Below are 22624 nucleotides of genomic sequence, written 5' to 3'. Positions count from 1 at the left end.
GAAGAATGCCAGGATATTGATTGCGAAATCGGAGAGTCAATTACCAGAAATACTTAATAAATTAATATTTATCAATATTATCGAAATTGTATTAACACCTTAACATTTCATCCATATCGGATGTAGTGAGCTAATTCACACTTTTTTAAAAATTCCATTGTAAACCTACGGAAACCTTTTAAAGGGAACTCGCCTTTTTAAATTGGAATAAAATTGTCGAAAATCCGTTTTATTTTTTGTTTAAAAATACATTTTTTCTGCTTGATTGTTTTTATTGGGTGGGCTAGGATCATTTTTATGTAGACTCTATGTTTTTCAATATCTGCATGTATAAGGAGGCTAATGGATGTTCTATGCACTAACACATTCTCAAAAAAGAGTTTGGTATAACGAGAAAATATATGGTACGACAGCCATGCACAATCTGACCGGACTTGTACGCATTCAAAAGGAACTAGAGTTTGACGCGCTGGAGAAAGCGATTCAACTCTTCATTTCCAAAACGGAAGGCCTCCGCATCCAGATCGAAGAGCAAAATGGAGAACCCGTACAGTACGTGAAGCCCTATGAAAAGGAGCAGATCGCATGTATTGATTTTAGTCATGAGCCTGATCCGTTACTTCATTTTGAACAATGGCTGAAGGCTGTGAGTGGACAGGTTATGCCTCTGTTGAATGCCAAACTGTATTCTTTTGTTATTTTTAAACTTGGGCCTGCTGATGTTGGTTATTTGGGTCAATTTCATCATATTATTGCAGACGGTTGGGCCTTACATATCGTGTCTGAACGAATTTCGCAGTATTATACACTACTGGTTAACCACAGCCCCCTGCCTGCTGATGAAGAATATTCCTACATACCTATCATTGATCAAGAACAAGCCTATTTAACATCTGAGCGTTTTATTAAAAATAAAATATTCTGGCATGAAAAATTCCAAACCTTACCCGACATGATACCTATCAACAAAAGCAAAGATATTTCGGCCGTTCGAACATCCTTTGCCATCGATAGTGAAACTTCACGCATCATTCAGACCTTTATCCAAAGCTCCAAACTTTCTGTAAACGTATTATTCGTATCCGCCCTTCTGCTTTACATCTACCGGACGACTCAAGAAACCGATGTGGTGATCGGGACTCCAGTCCTGAACAGATCGGGAAAAAAACAAAAAAATACGTTTGGCATGTTCACCAGCACCATGCCGTTTCGCATCCAACTGGATGAAGCTTTAGATGCCTGCTCTTTGATGAAGCATGTGGGGGCAGAGCTGATGAATTTTTATTTTCATCAAAAATATCCATATGATCTTCTAGCTAGTGACCTGGAGCTTGCTCAAAAAGGATATAACAGTCTGTTTGATATGTGTGTTAATTATTACAATATGAAATTTAGTCCCCAATTTGATGGGTGCCCCTATGAAGTTCAGGAGGTTTTCAGTGGTTATCAACCTTATGCGCTGCAACTGGTTATTCGTGACTGGGAGGGGAGCGGAAGAATTACGCTGGACTTTGACTATAAAGTGAATTCTTACAGTGAGACGCAGATCGCAAAAATGTTTGAGTATATCATTCATATCGTTCGCGAGATGATCGAGCAGCCACAGACCCCGATTGCGGAAATTGAAATGCTATCTCCGCAGGAACAAAATGAGCTGATCTATGGGCTGAATCAAACACGTTCTTCCTATCCCTCGTCCCTAACCATTACTCAGTTATTTGAGCAGCAAGCCGTTGAAAAAGCTACTAATATTGCCTGTTACTTTGAAGAGCACACGTTAACCTATCGTGAGTTAAATGAACAAGCTAACCAACTGGCGAGGTTTTTAAAAAGCCGTGGTATTGGGCAAGAGAGTATCGTGGGGATCATGGCTGGGCATTCATTTGAGCTTATCATTTCGATCTTAGCTGTGTTGAAATCAGGTGGGGCCTATCTGCCTATAGATCCTCACTATCCAGCTGACCGTGTTAGCTATATGCTGGAGGATTCCGGGGCTGCTTTGCTTCTTACCGATGCACCTTTGAATGATGATATTTCATTTTCCAGAGGAGTTTATCGTATAGACGATGCATCCCTGTACCATGGAGATTGCTCGAATTTGAAGCCACAAAGCGGACCGAACCAGCTCGCTTATGTAATTTACACCTCCGGTTCCACAGGCAAACCTAAAGGAGTGGCAGTTCCGCACAAGGGACTTGTGAATTACATATGGTGGGCGAATAAAACCTACTTGTCCGCAGCTCACGAGGTCTTTGCTTGTTATTCGTCAATAGCCTTTGATCTGACTGTCACTTCCATATTCACCCCATTAATCAGCGGACATGCCATCAACCTCTACAGAGATGATGATCCCGGCGAATTTGTATTGTTCCGCATTATGAAAGACCAACGTACAACCATTGTAAAGCTAACTCCCGCTCACTTGTCCCTTCTACAAGAGTCGGACATTCGTACATCGAGCGTCCGCAAATACATTGTAGGAGGAGAAGATCTCAAAGTCAGTCTTGCTCACAACATTCATGACAAGTTTGGCGGAAGTATTGCCCTGTTCAATGAGTACGGACCTACGGAAACCGTTGTAGGCTGCATGATCCATATGTATGATGCAGACCGGGATAGCAGAAGATCCGTTCCCATCGGCGTGCCTTCCGATAACGTGGCTGTATATTTGCTGGATGCGCATTTAAAGCCTGTTCCTATGCAGGTAAAAGGAGAAATCTACATTTCCGGTCATGGAGTGGCAAGAGGATATCTGAACAGACCGGAACTCACAAAAGAAAGGTTTCTCGATAATCCTTTTGTTCCTGGCGAACGAATGTATAAAACCGGTGACATGGGGATACGGCTGGAAAATGGCCTGATCGAATACCTTGGCCGAAATGATCATCAGGTTAAAATCAGAGGCTTTCGTATCGAGCTAGGTGAAATTGAAGGAGCTTTATCCTCCTATCCTGACATTCAGCATGCTGTCGTAAACGTTGTGGAAACAGGCGATGTGAATAGATATCCCGTTTTGTGTGCCTATTATGTATCTGATCGTGTTATCTCTCCCAAGCTTCTCAAAGATTATTTACATGCTTGTCTTCCCCATTATATGGTACCAAGCCACATACTCCAGCTGGAAATCATTCCGCTTACATCCAATGGCAAGGTGGACAAGCAAAAGCTTCCTGTGCCAGACGTGTCCTCTGGATTAACTGACATATATGAGGAAGCCCATAATACGGTGGAAAGCATTCTCGTGCAGGTTTGGGAAGAGCTGTTCCATACGTCTAACATAGGTATCCACGATAATTTCTTCGCACTGGGCGGAGACTCTATTAAAGCGATCCAGATGACATCCAAATTAAATAACTATGATTTGGAAGTGGGTGTACAGGATGTTTTAGCGCATCCCAGTATAGCAGAGCTTGCTCATTACACACGCCAAAAGAGCCGACTGTACGATTCTTCAGCTCCCGTCAGCGGAGAAATTCAGCCTACACCGATCTCCTTGTGGTTTATGGAGCAGTCATTTCATAATCCTCATCACTATAATCAATCGGTCTTGCTTCTGCTGAAAAATGAAATGGATCGTTCTGCTCTAGAAAAGGCATTTCACAAAGTAATTGAACATCACGATGCTTTAAGGATGAGCATACACCCGGATGGCAAGTTATTTTATAACCCGGAACTCACTGCAATCCCGTTCAAGCTGGATTGTTATGACATGACGCCTATTTCAGCAGAGGCTTGGCAGCATGAATTCAATAAGCTGGTGCATAGCTTGCAATCCGGTTTCGATCTGTCCCACCGTCTTCCTATTCGAGCAGCTATATTCGATCACGGACAAGGAACCTGGGAATTGTTCATCACTGCGCATCATCTGGTTGTAGATGGAGTTTCCTGGAGAATTATATTGGAGGATGTATTGGAGGCTTATCATGCCTTAGAAGAAGGCAAGGAGGTACATTTTTCAAGAAAAACAGCCTCTGTTCAAACCTTTGCCAAGGAGCTTCATCATTATTCCACTACTGCGGATCTACGGGAGGAGCTTGATTTTTGGAATGAAATGGAGGGCGGCAACGACCATTTTCCAGCATTCATCACAAGCCAGCCATCCACTGCCGTAAACTATGCTTCATGTACAGTCGTCGAAGGAGAACTTTCCCCTGCCCATACGCACAAACTGCTCACCAAGGCGAATCAGGTCTATCATACCGAACCTGTGGATTTACTGCTGGCTGCCCTGGCGTTAAGTGTAAAGGAATGGATTGGATTGGACGATTTCACTTATGAGGTTGAGCATCACGGAAGGAGCCTGGATCACGTAGACGTATCCAGAACGGTTGGCTGGTTTACGGCGTTACATCCCTTACGTATTCAAGTGCCAGGTACAGAAATAGGCAGTGTCATTGCATATGTCAAGGAACTGCGCCGACGCATTCCCCAACAGGGTATCGGTTATGGCATTTTAAAATACATGCTAGGAGCTATTGAAAAAAGTAAAAAGATTCGTCCCCTACGCTTCAATTATCTGGGACAGTTCGATCACGAAATTCAGAGTTCAGACTATGTATATAAGCATACTCCAGGCCTTCAAGATGTGGACTACGCCAATCATCTAACGGCTGGCATCGAAATCAACAGCCTGATTGTTAACGACCAGTTGGTGGTCCATATGATGTATAGCACAACAATGTTTGAAAAAGAAAGTATAACCGAATTTATGCATATGTATGTCCAAACTCTACACCGTGTGATTGATTTTACACTTAGTCAGCAGAATGTTCACTTCACTCCTTCGGACTTTGAATCTGCTCGGATTAGCCAAGAGGATATTGAATTGCTTTTCGAATAAGGGTGCAATAAGGGCAGGCGGTTGCCTTCAACCGCCTGTCTATTTAGACTTCGGGCGTAACTGCTTTACTCATTTCATATAAAAGTGGGATTGGCAGTGAATGAGTTCTTTCGAAGATCATTTGGTTGTTTTAAACACACCCAGACGGTTCAGTACGACCAGTAAGCGATAAAAATCGTAACTGCTTGGCAGTTTCGCATCCACAATCGGGCTTGCCGGATTAAATGCAACAGCGGCAGCCATCGCTTCCTTCGCCCAGGTCGGTACAGGCATAGCCTGACGCGCCTCCAGTTCAGCTACCCGCTGATCCACCTTTTTAATATAAGCGCTTTGTTCATTCAACGTCTGCTTAAGCACATCTTTGCTGTTTTCAAGGGCGGCGACCTGCTGCTGCAGGGCCTTAAATGCCGCTTTTTCCTCTGCTGTCATTGGCTCATCCCCCTTTTCTCCTACAAATGCTTGGCGTAGCTCGGCCTCTGTTCCGACGTATACATTCAGGTCAACCGGCCCTTGAATTCCATCAACCCGTCCACTATCGCTGTATTGCCAAAAGTCCCAGCGCTTCCATGCCGTGGTGTCGCCGGGCACTCGTGTACTATAACGCGCAATCCACAGCTTATAACTACCCAATGGGGCTTTGAAATGGGCAGCAAAAGCATTCCCTGTATATACCATCGGCTTGCGGCCGCTTACTCGTTCAAATTCCGTTATAAATGCCAACGCAACCTCATGAATCGCGGCCGAGCTAAGCCCTCCCGGATTATTTTCGTAATCCATCACCGCTGGCAAGTCCAGCGCTTTCGCACCCCCCACCTGATCCAGCACCTCGGCGAAATGCCTGGCTTCCGCTTTTGCTGCGTTTACACTAGTTGCATCTACAAAATGGTAAGCTCCCAGGAGAATCCCGGCTGCCTTGATCCCTTTTGCATTCGTGATAAATGTCGGATCGACGTAACGCTGTCCTTGACTCGCTTTAATAAAGGCAAACGATTTACCATCGGCTCGTACACGCTTCCAATCAATCGTTCCCTGATATCGGGATACGTCAATGCCTTCGGCAGCGTTAGGGCTGCGATTCTGCATAAGGCGTTCCCTCCTTATCATTCATAATGTTGTAGCTCACTTTGTCTCTGTTATCCATATGCTTGGACCATCCATACGGTCTGGGCTTTTCCACTTTTACACCGAAAAAAGGGCGAAAAGGTAGTCTGCCTATTTTGGTAGTGGCCACTAGTGGCACTTTATGAAGCTTTATTTTCTTTGTCGGAAGGGTCGGTTGGCTTTATTTTTTCTCCACTCGACTTGGACTCAAAAATAGCTACCGCATTCCGCAAAATATCCGGCATCGGCACTCCCATTCTGCCCACATTTTCAATAATGGACAACAGCTCGTTCGCTAAATAAAAGAAAACGACGGCATCCCGGAAGTAATGTGCATCCCCGAGAATACCGTCGATTAGATGAGCTACCGTAATGAGCAAAAACACGGTAACCTTGCGAAAAATACCGTAATACCCCTGGCGGCTTTTTAGCTCCCCATTAATCCAGGCCGCTGCCCATCCGGTGAAAAAGTCGATCACGACCATCCACCACAGCAACGTCAACATTGTGGTCCACCCCCCAAAAAAATAACCGATCAAGGTCCCCGTGGATAGCCCCAGCCAAATCTGATCGATCTTTTCATGCATATTTGTTCCCCCTTTTGAACCAAGGTGTAAAATGAATGCCCTTGAACTGATCCAAGGGCATTTAAACAATTATTTTTGTTTTGTTCTCTATACTGTTTTTTTACGGAAAATAGAGTTATACCATTTAACCGTTTCTTCCTGTTCATTCAGAGCATCAGTTGATGATGAATCACCTACGTTGCCCGTTACCAGATCAGAACGCTTGGATAAAATAATCTTCATTACTTGTTCACGTTGTTCTTCATCTAAAATGTAGCTTCCCATGATCGTTGCTATATCGCCCTCTCCCCGCTCATAGCGGGTGATGCAAGCATGAGCACAAATACGCAATTGAGCCTCTGTTAAAGCGGTCATAGTTATGACTTCACCTCTTTTATATAAAAATTTTTGCTATATATAATAGTCAGTACACGTTATTTTCCTGTGCTACCAAGCATGAGCTGAGTCAGCATTACTTCGAGATCTGCAATACGCTGCTTCAATTGATCTGTCTCACTTGGCTGTTGCTCTGCTTTTTGTGTTAGTTCCTTAATCGCTTCGGCACTTAATCCTTCACTCCAGAACGTCGTTGGGTCTCTTCGTTCTGGAGCCGTGAATGTCTGAGCAAAATATACAGGTTCATCCCCGCGTTCGTTTTCCGGCTTGTTTTGCCATTCATCATGCAGCTTCTGAAATGCTGCCTGAGATTCCTTGTTCAACTGCTCATACGCGCCCTGTGCTTCTATCATTTTTTGGTTATATTCCGCTTCATAAGTCAGCCAGCCTTGGATATCAAAACGAGGATGATATAAGCCTGGCGGCACTGGAATTGCTATCGTATAACCAGCAAGGATGCTTTCTGAACTTGTTCCATTTATGGTACTAGAGCTGCTGTTAGTATGCTGATAGGTGTCTAGCTGCTGGTTTGTATCAGATAGCGTGGGCGAAGATGGAGTATAAAAAGGGACGACACCTGAAAAGGCATCGTCCACCAACTCGTCCTCCAGATAGAGTCCGTCTGTATTTACTTTAGGAACTGCTTTCATGTGTTGCCCTCCTTTTATTGTTCGGCTATGAATTGAATGGCATTTAGTCGTATCCACGCAAGAGGACTGCTGGACGTAGATATGAGCGTAACCTCGCCATTTGACGCAATAATCGCGCGTACAAGTATATCTACACCGTCAGCTAGTCCCGCGCATAAAAATACTGCCCCTTGGCTGGAAGGCCTGTACCCGCTAGGTAATACAAAAGCTTTAAATGATCCAGGAGCTGTCGGAAGCTTGACCGATCCTTGTACTGTCACAACCCCATTCGACGACTTGCGATACCCCACTGGGGTCGATGGTGTCTCAAGCACAACACCGTTGATTAATGTCGGTGCGATCCATGTAGGGCTATCTTTGTCAGCCTTCTTATTCTCCAGCACCGACACACGCGCCGTGTTCTGTTGTACGCTGTCTACCAAGTCTGACAGCAGCGTCTTTTCATTCGCCGCATATGAGCCTGTGAACGGTACGACTGGCGACTTGTCCAGCATCAGGTAGGTGACGCTGTAGGCTGCTGATTGATCATAGTTTGCAGTCAGCTTATCGGCATAGTAATTACCGTTGCCGCCCCCACTCTTTACCGTCCATGTTGTATCTATTTTGTTATTTGAATATATGCCAAGAAAAGCGCCCAACTTGTAGCGCGTTCCGATACTTCCTGCATAATTAACTGAATCGGGCGCGTTAATCGCTGTATAGGCTACGGTTGTTGACGTTGCGGGCTTAGCTGCTTCCCGCAACACAATCCCCGTACCTACTTCAACCTGATTGTCTCCCTCAACAAAGGCGAGCTGCCCCTCGGATACAATTGGCTCCACGGTAGGCGTTGCAAGTTGGTATACGAGTTGGTACGGCGTGTACCCTGCATAGGATGTTTGTGGAACGGTTTGCGTGAAATTAGCTGAGCCCACACGTTGTACCCAATACTTAGTACCCGTACCTGTCCATGTCGCCGTTGTTGCCGCTTGTGCCTGTGCTGGCGTTATGGTATTAGCGTCATACGCCTTGTAGCCGTGAAAGTAGGCTTTGATGTCGTCCAACGTCGGTGCGTAACTGTCGCCCCACCCACTGTCCGCGACAGAGACGGAAATAGCAAAATTGGGTGCGCTCCCGTCTATAGCCCATCTGTCTGCCACAGAATCTTGCCCGCCCCACAACAGTATTTTCCCATCGAATTTTACTGCGGCGGTACCTGTGCCAACAAATTGATAATTGACATCGGGCACTACAGGGTAGAGGGCTTTGAACCCCGTTCCCGACACTACGTTATTCACTTTGGATATTCTACCGCCATCTAACAGGATGCTTTCAAACCTTTTCGTTTTGAAGTATTGCCCGTCTCGTTCAAAAACTGTATCCGCATTCGCACCTGTGATTGGATCGGCGTACAGATCCGTTCGCAGCGCAAGCATGGAATCCTCGCGCGGTTTGAATGGTTTGGCTGTGCTGCCGATGTTGAGCATTGGATCGGAAATAGTTACTGCTGTGGATGACGTACCAAGTAATCTGATATTCACCGCCTGATTAGCCGTAAACGTGGCGGTCAACAAACCAACGCCCACCGCCTCGGCTAACACTTTTGTCTCGGGTTCATCCGTTACCGTGATCCTACCAGTCGCACCACCAGATTGAACTGAGACAGTATATTTTTGTCCAGGAACCAGAGGTAATACGGTGTGTACTATTTTGTTATCCACCGTGACAGAAACGCTATTCCTATCCGTTATGTTAGGCGCACCCTGTTTAGCTGACCATTCGTAAAAGCTAGGTAATATGTTTTCTCCGTACCGTATCGCATATGGATTACGAACGGGCATTACACTGTCTACATATGGGTATTTAGCCGCGATCTGTGCTGGCGTAAGGCTTGCAACTGCTACATAATCTGCTTCGCTGATTTCATACACGCGCACACTGTCCATATTAAATGTATTACCGGCCACACCCGTGCCTGTGACCGTAACAATGTGAAAATAGTCCGTCGCTGCGAACCGCACAACAGATGGCGCAAAAGCAGAGACCGAAGTTACCTCGTTACCTTTTGCGGCAGCTACCCCATTTATAGATATTGCTACCTTACTGGTATTACCACTTTTCACGTCCGCTATTGCGATATATTTTCGTCCAGGCGTGGTCAAAAAACTTGCAGACGCCGTTGCCGGGACACTGCCTAGTGTAATTTTAAATGAACTGCTGCCGTTGGTTTTGTTGTTAGAGTCTATTGCAATAGCTACATTCGAGGACCATTCGCTTACTATCTCGCAGTTCCCCATTCGCCCCAACAAATTCACCAACGTACGCCCGTTCAGCCCCGTCAGCAAAAATGGAGCAGCCTTTTCCGCATGAACAATCTGTACTCCAGGTTCCAAAGTTACCGCTTTACGCTCTGTCGTATCCAGACGTTTCTTGATCTCATTTACACCATCATTCACGTCACCTGCGAAATCATCTACAGCGCGCCAGTTTTGATCCAAATACTTTTCCAGATCAAAATACGTGGTTTTGGGCGATGTGCGGTCAATTTGATTTAAGCCAAGATTTGGTGTTTTTTCGCTTGCCATGTTATGCGCCACCTCCTAAATATCTATCCTGTGTTGTATGTTCATTTTCATAGAGGGTCATAGACTCAACTTCAGCAATGGTCAGGTAGCGTAATTTGTACTCTACTGCCATGTGAGCGGGCTTGATCTCCTCAATGGCTGCTTTAAGATCCTCCACGTTGGGCGGAATCCCAATGGTATCCATAAATTTGACCGTAAATCCCCATTCGGCGGGATGAAAAGTGACATCTACCGTGCCTCCGTCATACGCTTCAGCTACATTTTTGACAAGCCGGCCGGAAAAAGTTCCTGCCCCTCGCAGCTTCGATTCCACCACCGCACGTCGTTGATCCAATGGCTTCGCCAGGTCGGTTTCGATACCCAGCTCCATTTCCCAGCGTTCCAACCCCCATGTGGCGGTACGTACGAAAAACTGTCCCACCGTTGCATCCATTGCAAGATACAAGGCGTCCAATTCGCTTCCTTTAGCATCCATATCGGAACGCATCACACGTGAGGTTTCATAATAGGCAGGCAAATAGGAAAGCAGCTCGCGTCCCCGCTCGCTGCTCATTTGGCCCAATGTATCTCCCGCTATAGTTACCCGATTAACAAAAGTGTCACTACGGTTTGCACGTTTTCCCTGGTCTGAATTATTCAATAAATCTTCAAAACTGTTCGTTCCATTGTTACTCACTGACGCTCACCGTCCCCAGCACTGCCACCTGACCTGATCCAATCTCAATATTCTGATTGCTCTGTCCATTGATTTTCAGTTCAGAGAAATCAATAATAATCGGAATGTCGAGCAGCACAGCAGAAATCCGGGTATACCGTACCAACGGGTCTTCTTTGTAAAAAGCAAGCTGCTTCAAATACGTCCGCACACCGCTTTCGATCAGCTTTTTGATTTCATCCAGTGTGGACGGCTTCTCTTTGGTACGCTGTACCTTGACTGAGATGTTAATTTCCACTTCTGTCGCTGGCATGATCGTCACCACAGGACCCGCTGGTGCCAGCCCTTCTCCTTGCCCATCCTGCGTCGGATCAATATACTTTTGCACCGCAGCCACGATATCCGGGCTGGCTGCTCGTTTGTCCGTATCCAGTACATATAACCCTACGGTTCCCGGCCCTTTCCAGAGCGGAACAACTTCTACGCCACCAACTCCAGCAATCTCATTCGCCCACTGGGTATACTGCGCCTTGTTGCCACTGGTACCCTGGTTCCGCACCTTGGCATAAAAACGCTCCAGCAACAACTGGTCGCTCTCAACGTCTGTACCGCTTTTTGTTTCCTCCGTATTGATCACAGAGGCGACCCCGCTAACCGGGGTTGCCATCACTTGGATGACACCCGCAGGCACATTACCGCTGCGCCCGGGATTCACCGCCCGAATAGCCGCTTCCCCGGCACCTTGTTCATCCAGCGTGACCGATGCCGTGATCGCATACTCAATGGAGGCTTCCCCGGATACATCATCTGCCGGGGTCGCCACCAACGTTCCCGCCGGGACGGTCGTTCCCGCTGTGCCCGTGAACGTGACCATACCTGAGGCAGCAACTGCTTCTCGCCGTGTCACTCCATGCTCTGCTGTCCGCAAATCCAGCTCCGGCGAGCGAAAATCCGGGTTGTCGCTGGCTGCGGTGCTGGCAAAGCCACGCCGCAGTAGCTCCTGCGCCCAGATTGCCGCTTCGGATAGCATAAACGCTACCGGCGCCTGTGCATCCCAAATAAAAGAGCCCTCGGACTTATCCATGTCCGAAGGCACTTTTTCCAGCATCCGATTTAAAATTTCCTCTTCCGTCTGGTCTACCAAATATTCCGGCAAGTCTGCCATTAGATCACCACACTTTCCACAATTTCTGTTTCATCTCGCACGTTCGTAATCTGGCAGCTAAAATGGCACGCTTCACCTTCCCAGCGAAACGTGAACTGATCCACACTAGCCGTACGTGCATCTGCTAGTAATGCCTCTGTGACCATGCGTTTAATTTCACTTTCCTGCACACCGTGCCCATAGCTGCTGCCAATCAGCTCCTCCAGCTCGCTCCCATAGTCAGGTGAATAGATCACATGCCGGTAGCGAGGAGTGCGAATCGCTTTTTCACACCATTGTACCCAGGCTTCTTTCTCGCCTGTAGTCACGATTTTACGGCTAGGGCTCATTACAAACTCGCCAGCTTCAAAATCAAACCGCCAGCTTCGCCCAAATACCGCACGGTTATCCTCCAGTACATCCGGGTCGGTCATATCCGTGTCTGTCCAGATCATATCATCTGTTTCGGGAAACAAATTAGCCACGTCCATTCACCACCTTGCACACGACTACCACATCATTGCCGCTATTCACCCGAACCGCCAGTACACGATCTCCGGGCTTGAGTCCTTCGTTCAAACTGAGATTCACATCCTCCAGCTCGTCTTCCCCGATATAAAAGGAAGTTTTCAGCTCTTTGCCTTCCCAATTTTCCGATTCCACTGCGGTTAAGGTGCCTTTATACATATGACGTGGTATAGATAGCAGTCCCGGCAGCTCCGCGACCAGATAATCCTGAAGCTCATGTTTAAAATCGTCCAGCTTGAGTCCCGTGGAGGTGATTGTGCCTAGTACCGCGCCTACTCCACTCAGCGCTTGCTTGGTATGCTTATGAAATGAAGATTGCAGCGCAGTAGCCAAATGCCCGTAGGGGTCCTTATTCAAGGTAAAACCTCCTTTTTACATCGTCATACGTCCCCAGTTCCAGCGACATACTGCCAGGGTTGCCCAATTCCCTGCTCACTGAAATGACCAACAGCTTTATGGAACCTAACATTACCGCGTCTCCTGCTCGAATCGTGTTCATATCCGGTGCATTTACCGATATCGTTTGCTGTATGCCTCTCAGCTTACTTTTGGCCAACTCACGTGCTGCTGCACCAGACTTGACTTCGTCATCCTGCACGATCACCTGAAGTGTCCCATATTTGGCAATGTCTTTCTCCTCAAGCGCCATCACCTTGGAGGGAACCTCATTGCCTGTTTCACTGGCGGCCGTAGCCAGCACCTTCACCCTCGTGGCCACACCTTCCAGCGTACGGGACTGTGTCGTATCAGTCACTCTCTCCAAAACATACACATCTTTGTTCGTTCCCAGCTCGTACAGCTCTAACCCAGAAGAAATCATCCGTGGATGATACAGCTTCCCCCCCGCCTTTGCCGTTTCGCGCAGATCTCCCAGCATCATAGAATAGATGGACTGTGTGCGGTATACGGCGCGTCCCAGCGTTTTTTTCGTATCTGGCAATGAAGCGATTTTCAGCTTCCAGTCCCTAGCATACTTCTGAAAACGCTGAGTAGCCGTCTGCTTAGCAGGGAGTAGATATTCATCCTCGGACTTGTCCAAATACACCGTACGGTCATATAACGTCAGCGTCATACGTTTGAGCCCGTTGTTAGAGGTTTCCACTTCCCAGATCACCGCTGGAGACAGCAAGGGGACATAATCCTTTTTGCCATAAGGAATCCCACTAACTCGGATCGACATCCCTGGAGAAATGGGCGGCATATCCGACGTAACGACCAGATTGACCGTGCCCTGATAGGCGATTTGCTCCAGCGAATCCCTCAAATTAATGTTCTCCACGAGAGGAGATAAATCATATTTATCCTGTAAAATGACTTTGTAACTCATGACAGCACCAGCTTTTGCCCCGGTTTAATTGCATTCGGATTTTGTCCAATGACCTTTTTATTAAGCTGATAAATACGACTCCATTGCGAGCTGTCCCCCAACTCCAGCTTGGCAATTTTGGACAAGGAATCCCCCGACTTAACCGTATATGTTTTTTTCTTTTCTTTCATATCTGTGCGAGGTTTTTTGTTGACCGCAGCCGCCTTACTTCCCGTGACGCCAGCTTTTTTGGCAACTTTCATATCACTCCAGGTCCGCAGTGACAGATCAAAATTCACATCCCCATACTCGCCGCCGCGAAAGGTGGAATTATGAGATGCCACAATTACTGGCACATTCACGGCTGTCTCCGTAATAATAAAACGTAGCGGGTTCTTGGATAACAAAAAGCCATTCAACGTGTTCATGGCCTCCTGCGGATCAGGGATATCTTCATATGTGCAATACGCTGGATTGTATTCTTTCGGAAAAAAAGAAGAGAAGGAGATTTCCTTCACCTTCTCCCCTTGTGGGAAGTCAAACTCCCCATAGGATAAAATCGTCGTTGTATCAAATCCTTTTTGCCGTGAGATCGTCACTTCCTCAGGATTTACTGGAAACTGAAACTTTTTTCCTTTACCATCCGTCAAACTAAATTCCATCTCTTTCCTCCTTCCCCATTGCTACCATCTACTGCACTACATAGCTCCAGCGCTCGCTGGCTTGGTGTTCTGCGTTGCACGCAAAATTTCAGCTTTGAGACGGTAGCCAATTTGCGTAATAAGCCCATCCACATCCAGCTTGTTCTCATGTACAGTGACCTGTACAGCCCCCGCAGGAAGATTGAATTGGTTGGTGGTTTCCGTTTTAAAATCCTTCAAAAAGCCAGACAGGGTTCCCATCTGTTCAGGACTGATCTGTACTACTTGAGGTGTCGGATTACCATTACCTTTGCCTTTAGCTTTGGCTCCATTGTTCGCATGAGCTGCAGTATTCAGTAGTGGGTTTGGATTGACTCCCTGGTTAGCTATAGCCATCGGTCCATAAGGATTAGGGACGCCTTTTGCACCTGGTTGCGGAGGTCCATACATCACTTGAGAGCCGGGTGGTAACCCCGGAAATGGTGGCATAGGTGTTAACGGTTTGGTAGCCACAGCTACAGCTGGTTGAGGTGGTATAGCAGGTTTAGGTACTTCAGGCGGCTTAGCTGGGGCTTTCTTGGGTTCATCTTTTTTACCAAAAGAGAAGAAGTTAGAGATGCTATCACCAAAGGCTTCGCTCTTCTCAGAAAGCCATCCGGTTACTTTGGATGCCTTTTCCTTTATTTCAGAGCCATGGTCTGAAATCCAACCGCCCACTTTGCCCCCTAAAAAGTCACCTGCTAAACCGCCTACATATGAGCCAACAGCAGTGCCGACACCTGGAAGCAAAAATGTTCCAATTGCTCCGCCTACCGTACTCCCAACCGCCCCACCTACGGTGGAACCAATCGCTTGTGCGCGTTCCTTGCCCGGAGCTGCTGTAGCTATGCTTGCTGCATCTGCCAGAACCCCCAAAGGCCCACTAATGAACTTTTTGCTTACGCCCAGGCCCTTACTCACTTTTTCAACTAATCCGCTATCGCTCACCATATCTAGGACAGAAGAAGCATCTATATCTGTTCCACCCGTTAGCAAGTCGCCGGCAAAGCTAAGAATCCCACCCGACTTGGAAGAGCGGCGATTACCAGGATTTCTCGGATGATTTCTTGGACTTGGAACTCTTCGGGCAGGGTTAATCCGAGGATTGGATTCTGCTGAACCTCCAGCGTTTTGTCGTCCACTTCTGTTTCCTCGTATCGAGTTCCGATCTCTAATATTAATTCTTGCTATCTCTCCGGCTCTTGAATTAAAATCTCTTTGACCACTCGAAGACCGACGACTACCGCCTCTATTACCAGATCTTCTACCCCCTGAACGTTTGTTCCTTCTTCTCGGGCTATTTGCGCCGCCACCGCCAAACCCGCCAGTAGATTTATCAGAGGTAACTTGAATTAATTTCTGAATTAATTCTTTAATCTCCGAAAGGTCTTTATTGCCTGACGTACCTTCCGTGTTGCCTTCAGCAGCCTCTTCTTTTTTTGTTGAAAAGAGAGTTTTAAGTCCGCTTAATGCGCCGCCTTCTTTCCAGGCGTCTTTTGTTGCCGTCCATTTTTCTTTTCCTTTTGAAATTGTATCAGGAATTTTCAGAATGGTTTGAGCACTTAAATCCTCACCTGTAACCCCTTTGTATACTTCCTGGACAACCTTAGCAGGTTCATTATACTTTTGCAGTGCCTCAGCCCAAGCAGGAAGCTTTTTGTCTTCTTTCTTAGGAGGCTCATCTTTTTGAAATATATTTGAACGGGAGTTGCCTTTAACTGCTTCTGTATTCTTATCAAGAGCTGCAACAAGACTACTGACTTTGTCAATGGACACATTACTGCTACTTTTTACCTTTAAATCCACATTCCCCGAGGCGTTAATAATCTGGGATTTGACCCGGTTAATCTTGTTCAACAGATTATCAAGCCCTTTGGAGGCCATATCGTTCAGTACAATTTCCGGGGCCATGCGGGTACGTCCAATTTTCAACACACGTCCTTGAATCCGCTCAAAATAACGTTCCATTGCACGTAATTCTCTGTTCGCCTTAATGACGTTTTTAGGATCGATCACAAGGTTCATGCGGTAATTTAATGCTTCTGCCATCTATCATGTTCACCTCCTTGTTTATGCTTTTGAAGCTGCTATGCTATCCATTTCCTGTTCGGCAAACGCCAGCAGCAGCATGCGCTCACCACGGGGAAGCCGCCAAAAGTCTCCGGGGCGGAGGTGGTGCCGGACCCACAAGTGGTACAGCATCGTCGTCATTCCCCCGGAGCTGATTAGTTTTTTAGATCAGCAATCTCAACACCAAAACCGGACAGTTCCAGCACCTTATCCCCTACTGCATCCAGTTCACCCGCCAGCAGCATACGGCGGACAGACTGTTCGCCACCGGACAGCTTCAAGCGGCTTGTAATCCGGGGATCGCCCCAACCGTTAAGGGACAGGCCCTTCACTTCCAGCTTTCCAGTAGCTTCCGAAATCAACAAGGCGTTGAACGTTTCAGTATCTACCTTCTCATCCACTGCACCTTTCACAGTCCGTCGAATCGTGCAGCGTTCACGAATGCTGTCCACCTTACTGGAGGTCAGGCCGTGCAGCACAATTTTCATGTCGAGGCGCTTGATGCGGACCGTTTCCTCAGGTAGTTTTTCAGCAGCTTCAAACAGGCTGTCCAAAATTTGTTCTTCTGTCATATTCTCATTCAAGCTCATAAGTCATTCTCCCTTATTGTTCATTTGTATTTGGGGAACAGAACGCTTGACAGCATCCCATCCCCCGTCTTCCAATTTAGTTTGCTACAATCGGATCAAGCAGCTCATAACCTTCAAAGGTGAAGGTCGTTTCTTCCTGTACTTCTTCTCCTGCTGTCCAGTTGGCCAGTTGGATTTTGTCAGCAGTGCAACGAATGAGACGAATACTTTCATGTCCGAAGGCTTCTGGATCATCCAATTTAGTAATAATCTCAAAACGGTTAAAACCGCGACGAATCATATCGGATGTGACCTTGTAGCCACTCATTGTTCCCGTTCCCTTTTTGATACCGCGCTTGTGCACCTTCCACTCATTGCCCACGAGATTCAGCTCGCGTTTTTCCATTTCCACGCTGGCTTCCAGCTTGTTGATATTCGTCTGCCACACCCCGTCCACATGCGCCTGACCATACGTACCTAAAATGACTCTTGAAGCATCCAACATTTCTTTTTCCTCCTCAAAATGATTCATAATATAGTTCGGGATTTCACAAAATCCTCGTTGTTAACAAGCTACACCATTTCTGCTGATTGCCTGCGAATTGCTTATACACGTAAAATGCTTATTTATTGCACGTAAAATGTGCCGAACAGTTGTTCCATCACGTCGGTGAGCTTCACGTTCCATTGCAGGAACACTTGATCCGGCTCCGGTTTGATAACTGGCGCATCTCCGTAGTAAGCTGGGTCGAGAATGACATCGTAGCCGTCTGCTTCGATGACGTTGCTCAGCGACAGCTGTGCCAGGTATTCTTTGATCGCACCGATAAGCGCCAGACGACCTTCCACCGTGTTGTTGATTTTGCCAATGTAAGTCTCTTCGGCTGCACGCTGCAAGTCAGCATTAATAGCATCCATGACACGGATGGAACGAATTTTCTTCCATGCATTGTTTTGTCCAGCAGCCGGGTTCACCAAGCTGTTGATGCCACGCAGCGCTTTGACCTGACGACCATCGAAGAACAATAGGAAGACACCATTACGGACTGCCTGCTCCTGCTCGGAACGTGTCCAGCGACGGGTCACATCCTCAAAAGGTGTAACCGCATACGTCGCCGATTGATTCAGACGTTGGCCTGCGATCAGCCCGGCTACATAAGCAGCCGTTTGGGCGGAACTGTAGTCCGTACCTGCCAGACGTACACCTGTACCGACGTTCACGATGCCTTCGTGGTTCAGCGCCAGGGAACGTGCAGAGGCCAAGCTGACGGCTGTTTTGGACACATCATCTGCCGCAGAACCGCCGAATACAGCGATAACGCCTTTACCTTCGTTGCGAACACGCTTGATCCAGGCAGCAAAGCTTTGCAGCAATGCCAGATCAGCTGCATAATCCAGGGCCAAGACATTAAATTCCTGTCCTTCAAGTGCCTCCTGCATCGCGATGTAATCGGCATTAACCAGCTTGCTATTGCCGCTGTTGCCGCCAGTGAGGTGTACGCCGCTGACATCCACCGGAATGCCGCCGTCGCCAACAACCTCGGCCTTCACCCATACGTTTTCGCTGTTCTCGTTCATGGCCTTGGCAATAGAGGCTGCTGTACCGTCACTGCCTTTGTACGTGCCGAGTAGCTTGGTTCCTTCATAGAGGCGCACCTCACGAGCTTGGTCATCACCCAAAGTTGGCTGTACAGTTACAGCGAAACCATTACCGCGGCTACCTGTGTACAAAGCCTTCAGGCGCAGCACATCCGCCGGGGTCGCACCGCCGCTTTTCAGCGTCACAGATGCTTCAGCAGCTGTATCATCTGCCAAACGGTAGGCTAGCAGCTTTTTCGGACCCCCCAGCAAAGCCAGATACAGCGTCGAATACGCGGTCGCACCGTCCAGACTGTCACCGGAAAAGATTTGGCTGATTGCCGTTTCACTGCCGATCTCTACAAACTCACGTACAGGGCCCCAATTCGCCTTAACGGGTACAACGACCGTACCACGTGACCCACCTTGAATTGCTGAAGCTGCTGCTGCCTGAAAATTCATATACAAACCCGGCAATACCGGTTTATTCGTGTTTTCCCATGTTCCGCCTGCCATAATTAGTCCACCTTCGCTTTCATAAATTGTTCGATTTTAGTGTGTGCTTCTGCTACCGTAAACAGCTTGTCCTGTGTGCCAAAAAATGCGCCTGCCAGCACTTCTTCTTTCACGGAAAACAATTGTTCTGCGTGCTCCTTTAGCTCCTCCAGCGTATAGCGGGGGCCACTTGCTTCCTGCTCGGCATATACCGGGGCCTTCTCATGGTTTTCCAAGGTCACTCGGACCACCTCATTTCAAAATAGGATGAATTTCCACTCTGCGAATCAACGCTGCTTCCTCAGCTGGGCGCATACGCCGCTGTACCAGCATCAGCCGAAGCTGACCGTCTAAAATGGCATCTGCCTGCAAATCAGCTGAAGCTTCAGCTGTAGACATATAACGGCCCTTGTCCTGATCCAGAGGAAGCTGGATTTGAGCGGCAAAGCCCTCGATCAGTGCGGAAGCTGCGCGGTTTTCTTCAGTGGTGTCTGGGGCGGTAATATGCCCGATGAACCGTTTGCGCAGCTCATACATGGAGGCTCCCGCCATCCTAGTTTCGCAGCCGCTCATCCGCCACAGTACCGCGTGCCGTCCCGGCTGTGCGGGCCAAGCGTTGGCGTATATCGACCACGTTTCGCCCAGTTGCTTCTGCGTCCAGCGGACCAGCGCGGCCAGCCACTCTTCCGGCTGTGTAGCACCGTTTGCTGGAACGGCCGAATCACCTTCCGTCTCAGGCACATACACGCCAAAACGCAGCGTTCTATAGGCCTTGCCCGTAACAGTGTCCAGCTTTTCTGCATCCCGCACACCCAAATAGTGCGCGGTAAAAGCCGATGTGTCCTCACCTGCACCTGTCACTGGTTCCCGGTGCAGCCCGGAAATCAGGGCATTCGCCCATACATCAGCCTGCGCCAGCCCGGCTTGTCCTGCGTACAGTTTGATGCGAACAACCTGCCGATAGCCGGCCCAGGAAGACTTCCAAATTTCCTCGCCCAGCGCCATAACAGCATACGGCTCCTCTGCCGTCTGCGACGGTGGCTGAACATCGTATACACGCCCTTGCAGCGCTGGAATAATTTCAATGAGCTTTTGCTTAAAGGCTTGTCTCATCCTGCGGCATGCCACCTTTGCGTCCCCTGCGTTCGCATGTTGTGGCTATTCAGCCAGGCTTTTTTCCACTTTCGTGTTCTCATCCGGCGCAGCCTCGTACTCATGCATTGCAGCATCCCTTGCTTAGGCAACACGACTCCTCCTTTCTGTACAACGAATTCCCGGGAACCGACAGAGACGATCACCGCATGAAAAAACCGGCCCTAATGGCCGGCTAACGTTTGACTGTGTGTGTCTTCGGTATGTCCTCTTGTCTTGATTCCCGATGATATAATCTTACACCCTAATAACGAATGCGTTGCCGGGGAAATGGACGATAAAAGCAGAGACTAGGGATGATGTTGGGAGGTTTTTAGAGAACATATGTTCCTATTATAAAAAAAGGCCTTGATCCCTGTTATTACAGGAAATCAAGGCCTTTTAGGAAACCATTTTAAAATAGAAATGAGAACAAGTGGATAATTATTACATTAACCCAGTTTTCGATCCGCGCCCTTCTGCAAGCCTGCCAAATTTAAAACGCCTTGGTCCGCCAGTGCAAGCGCCATTTTGTAAAAAGCACGCGTACGAAGCTTCGTGTACGTATCCTTGCTGACCGGAGGGTCCAGTACGTAATTGTAAACCTTGTAATCAAACACATCGTCATCCTTTAAATAACGTTCACGGATGAGCAGCTGTTCGCGTTCATTCAAGCGACTCACTACGGCATCCACCATTTCGCAGTAGGCCAAGCGGGCGGCAGGAGCATCTACATTATATACGGCTGTCCGGGCCGTTGGATCGCTTGTCACATTCGTTGGGCCGTTCGGGCGATCCGTATAGCCAGCCGTAATAAAGCTCTCCCGATCCATAAAAGTAATCGTTTTATAAATTCGGTATTTCTCAAACACACCCTCCAATGCATTCTGCGTTTTGCGACGGTCCAATTCGGGTAAGTTATTTCTCATGTAAAGCAACACTCCTTATCTTATGCCTTTTGACAATGATGTATTTTTAAATGAGGATTTTGCACTTCGAAGCGATTGGAATCGAATTTTGCAAAATCCTGAAATAGAAAAACGTTCGTGTTTACATTGTGTTCCCCTTTTGTTCGTATCTTGAGTATAACATAACATTATTTAGGATAGGTATCCATCGTCAAAAAAAGCAGTATAGCTCTAAAAACAGGATATTCGCTTTATTTTCCTATGCCTTTTGGCATATTACGTGCTTTTACTATTTACCTAATGGTATAATAAAACTAGTATCTATGATTCTCTTGCAGAAAGGAGCCCCCATTGTGGAACAGCCAGCATTCGGAACTTACTTAAAACAGCAGCGTGAGCACAAGCAATGGAGCATCAACCAGTTGGCAGATGCTGCAGGTATAAGCAATTCACAAATTTCCCGCATTGAAAATGGACTGCGCGGAATCCCCAAACCCTCCACTCTCCGCAAAATAGCGGACGCGCTTAGCGTATCCTATACCGAAATGATGAAGGCCGCCGGATATTGGGGAGATGATGATTCAATGGAGCAAAATCCACATGAACTTTATCGTTCTACTGTGCCGGAATGGGCAACCTCCAAAGACCGCCGGGATTTTAAAAAAATGCTGGAGGAAGACGACGAATTAATGTTCGATGGCATTCCGCTGGATGAAAAAGACCGTCAACGGATCAAGGACGTGCTGACAGGTCTGTTCTGGGAAGCCAAGCAGATGAACAAACATAAAAAGCCCAAAGAGCCCCAAGCGGGCAAAGATCAGGGATAGTAGGTGAGCGCATGAACGAACTCATTCACAAACTTGTCCGAAAATACCGTACCAACTGCCCCTTCGATATTGCGAAAGCTTTGGGTATCCATATCCGATACTGCGATCTAGGCCCCACAACCAAAGGGCTTTATTACCACAAGCTGCGTAGAAGATTTATCGTTATCCACAATGGCCTCACACCCGAATGGGAACGGTTCGTCTGTGCGCATGAATTGGGACATGACCGACTGCATAAAGGCATTAGCCGCTTTTTTATGGAGGAGCACTCCTACTTTTCTCCAGGAAAATTTGAACAACAGGCCAATCGGTTTGCCGTGCTTTTGCTCAGTGAAGGAAAACCGCCACTAGCTGACGAAACGTTGGATCACTATTTACCCCGTATCGGGCTGCCCAAAGAGACTGCCCTTTTTTTTGACTACAAAACAGAACGTTAGTTCTCATTACATGAGTTACTGTTTATTACTTCCTCTACAATATAGGTAACTAGACGGTGGATTTAACAACCGATATCTCAAAAAATTTTAGTGCTTTGATATAAAATAGAAGTTATTTTTACAATCATCTGATAAAATGTGGTCGTAAGCGGTTTCTCTAATTCATTTATTTTATGGGA

General features: G+C 47.4%; 21 protein-coding genes. 3 read left to right on the top strand and 18 right to left on the bottom strand.

From position 1 onward, the window contains the following. The first annotated feature begins 346 nt into the window (after positions 1–346). Positions 347–4840, top strand: a complete 4494-nt coding sequence (locus ACM1ND_RS06080) for an amino acid adenylation domain-containing protein (protein WP_418027271.1) — start codon at positions 347–349, stop codon at positions 4838–4840. Positions 4841–4957: 117 nt separating this feature from the next. Here the strand turns inward: ACM1ND_RS06080 and ACM1ND_RS06075 are convergent, their stop codons facing one another. The 18 genes from ACM1ND_RS06075 to ACM1ND_RS05990 form a co-directional block, all read right to left on the bottom strand. Next, the gene (locus tag ACM1ND_RS06075) at positions 4958–5923 is read right to left on the bottom strand and encodes a glycoside hydrolase family 25 protein (protein ID WP_028543136.1); all 966 of its coding nucleotides are present in this window, start codon (positions 5921–5923) and stop codon (positions 4958–4960) included. A gap of 158 nt (positions 5924–6081) precedes the next feature. Next, a complete protein-coding gene (locus ACM1ND_RS06070) occupies positions 6082–6528 on the bottom strand; it encodes a phage holin family protein (RefSeq protein WP_023987387.1) in 447 nt (148 codons plus the stop codon). A gap of 87 nt (positions 6529–6615) precedes the next feature. Next, the gene (locus ACM1ND_RS06065) at positions 6616–6882 is read right to left on the bottom strand and encodes a hypothetical protein (protein WP_069081224.1); all 267 of its coding nucleotides are present in this window, start codon (positions 6880–6882) and stop codon (positions 6616–6618) included. Positions 6883–6941: 59 nt separating this feature from the next. Beyond that, positions 6942–7553: a hypothetical protein gene (locus ACM1ND_RS06060; protein WP_418027268.1), complete on the bottom strand. Its 612-nt coding sequence runs from the start codon at positions 7551–7553 to the stop codon at positions 6942–6944. A gap of 14 nt (positions 7554–7567) precedes the next feature. Then, positions 7568–10117 (bottom strand): hypothetical protein, encoded by a 2550-nt coding sequence (locus tag ACM1ND_RS06055; RefSeq protein ID WP_418027266.1) that lies wholly within the window; start codon positions 10115–10117, stop codon positions 7568–7570. A gap of 1 nt (position 10118) precedes the next feature. Next, positions 10119–10793 (bottom strand): YmfQ family protein, encoded by a 675-nt coding sequence (locus tag ACM1ND_RS06050; protein ID WP_418027264.1) that lies wholly within the window; start codon positions 10791–10793, stop codon positions 10119–10121. Further along, entirely contained in the window at positions 10786–11937 is a 1152-nt protein-coding gene (locus tag ACM1ND_RS06045; RefSeq protein WP_418027263.1) for a baseplate J/gp47 family protein, read from the bottom strand. Before ACM1ND_RS06045 ends, ACM1ND_RS06050 begins: the two co-directional genes overlap by 8 nt. Continuing rightward, complete coding sequence (locus tag ACM1ND_RS06040; protein WP_081047455.1) at positions 11937–12407, bottom strand: DUF2634 domain-containing protein; 471 nt, start codon at positions 12405–12407, stop codon at positions 11937–11939. The genes ACM1ND_RS06045 and ACM1ND_RS06040 overlap by 1 nt, the downstream gene beginning before the upstream one ends. Continuing rightward, positions 12394–12801, bottom strand: coding sequence for a hypothetical protein (locus ACM1ND_RS06035; RefSeq protein WP_418027261.1), 408 nt, complete (start codon positions 12799–12801; stop codon positions 12394–12396). Before ACM1ND_RS06035 ends, ACM1ND_RS06040 begins: the two co-directional genes overlap by 14 nt. After that, complete coding sequence (locus ACM1ND_RS06030; protein ID WP_418027259.1) at positions 12794–13771, bottom strand: phage portal protein; 978 nt, start codon at positions 13769–13771, stop codon at positions 12794–12796. Before ACM1ND_RS06030 ends, ACM1ND_RS06035 begins: the two co-directional genes overlap by 8 nt. After that, a complete protein-coding gene (locus ACM1ND_RS06025; protein WP_028543147.1) occupies positions 13768–14412 on the bottom strand; it encodes a LysM peptidoglycan-binding domain-containing protein in 645 nt (214 codons plus the stop codon). The genes ACM1ND_RS06030 and ACM1ND_RS06025 overlap by 4 nt, the downstream gene beginning before the upstream one ends. 36 nt (positions 14413–14448) lie before the next feature. Then, positions 14449–16479 carry a hypothetical protein gene (locus tag ACM1ND_RS06020; protein ID WP_418027257.1) on the bottom strand — a complete coding sequence of 677 codons (2031 nt, stop codon included), beginning with the start codon at positions 16477–16479 and terminating at the stop codon, positions 14449–14451. A gap of 176 nt (positions 16480–16655) precedes the next feature. After that, entirely contained in the window at positions 16656–17090 is a 435-nt protein-coding gene (locus ACM1ND_RS06015; protein ID WP_007429164.1) for a phage tail assembly chaperone, read from the bottom strand. A gap of 76 nt (positions 17091–17166) precedes the next feature. Further along, the gene (locus ACM1ND_RS06010; protein WP_013309122.1) at positions 17167–17574 is read right to left on the bottom strand and encodes a phage tail tube protein; all 408 of its coding nucleotides are present in this window, start codon (positions 17572–17574) and stop codon (positions 17167–17169) included. Positions 17575–17696: 122 nt separating this feature from the next. After that, positions 17697–19163 (bottom strand): phage tail sheath family protein, encoded by a 1467-nt coding sequence (locus ACM1ND_RS06005; protein ID WP_160789420.1) that lies wholly within the window; start codon positions 19161–19163, stop codon positions 17697–17699. 2 nt (positions 19164–19165) lie between these two features. Next, positions 19166–19384, bottom strand: coding sequence for a hypothetical protein (locus tag ACM1ND_RS06000; RefSeq protein WP_160789421.1), 219 nt, complete (start codon positions 19382–19384; stop codon positions 19166–19168). A 10-nt stretch (positions 19385–19394) separates the two neighbouring features. Beyond that, positions 19395–20255 (bottom strand): hypothetical protein, encoded by an 861-nt coding sequence (locus ACM1ND_RS05995; RefSeq protein ID WP_418027254.1) that lies wholly within the window; start codon positions 20253–20255, stop codon positions 19395–19397. Between the two features lie 470 nt (positions 20256–20725). Continuing rightward, positions 20726–21202 (bottom strand): ArpU family phage packaging/lysis transcriptional regulator, encoded by a 477-nt coding sequence (locus ACM1ND_RS05990; RefSeq protein WP_013309118.1) that lies wholly within the window; start codon positions 21200–21202, stop codon positions 20726–20728. Between the two features lie 332 nt (positions 21203–21534). Here ACM1ND_RS05990 and ACM1ND_RS05985 point away from each other — a divergent pair, with 332 nt between their 5' ends. Both ACM1ND_RS05985 and ACM1ND_RS05980 read left to right on the top strand, forming a co-directional pair. Continuing rightward, positions 21535–22008 (top strand): helix-turn-helix domain-containing protein, encoded by a 474-nt coding sequence (locus ACM1ND_RS05985; protein ID WP_028543151.1) that lies wholly within the window; start codon positions 21535–21537, stop codon positions 22006–22008. 11 nt (positions 22009–22019) lie between these two features. After that, positions 22020–22445, top strand: a complete 426-nt coding sequence (locus ACM1ND_RS05980; protein ID WP_013309116.1) for an ImmA/IrrE family metallo-endopeptidase — start codon at positions 22020–22022, stop codon at positions 22443–22445. Positions 22446–22624: the final 179 nt, after the last annotated feature.

Origin of the sequence: Paenibacillus sp. JJ1722, from assembly GCF_048282685.1 — a bacterium.
In the GTDB taxonomy this organism is placed as follows: domain Bacteria; phylum Bacillota; class Bacilli; order Paenibacillales; family Paenibacillaceae; genus Paenibacillus; species Paenibacillus polymyxa_B.
The sequence above is the reverse complement of the archived record's forward strand: the minus strand, read 5'-3'. Positions and strand labels throughout refer to the sequence as shown.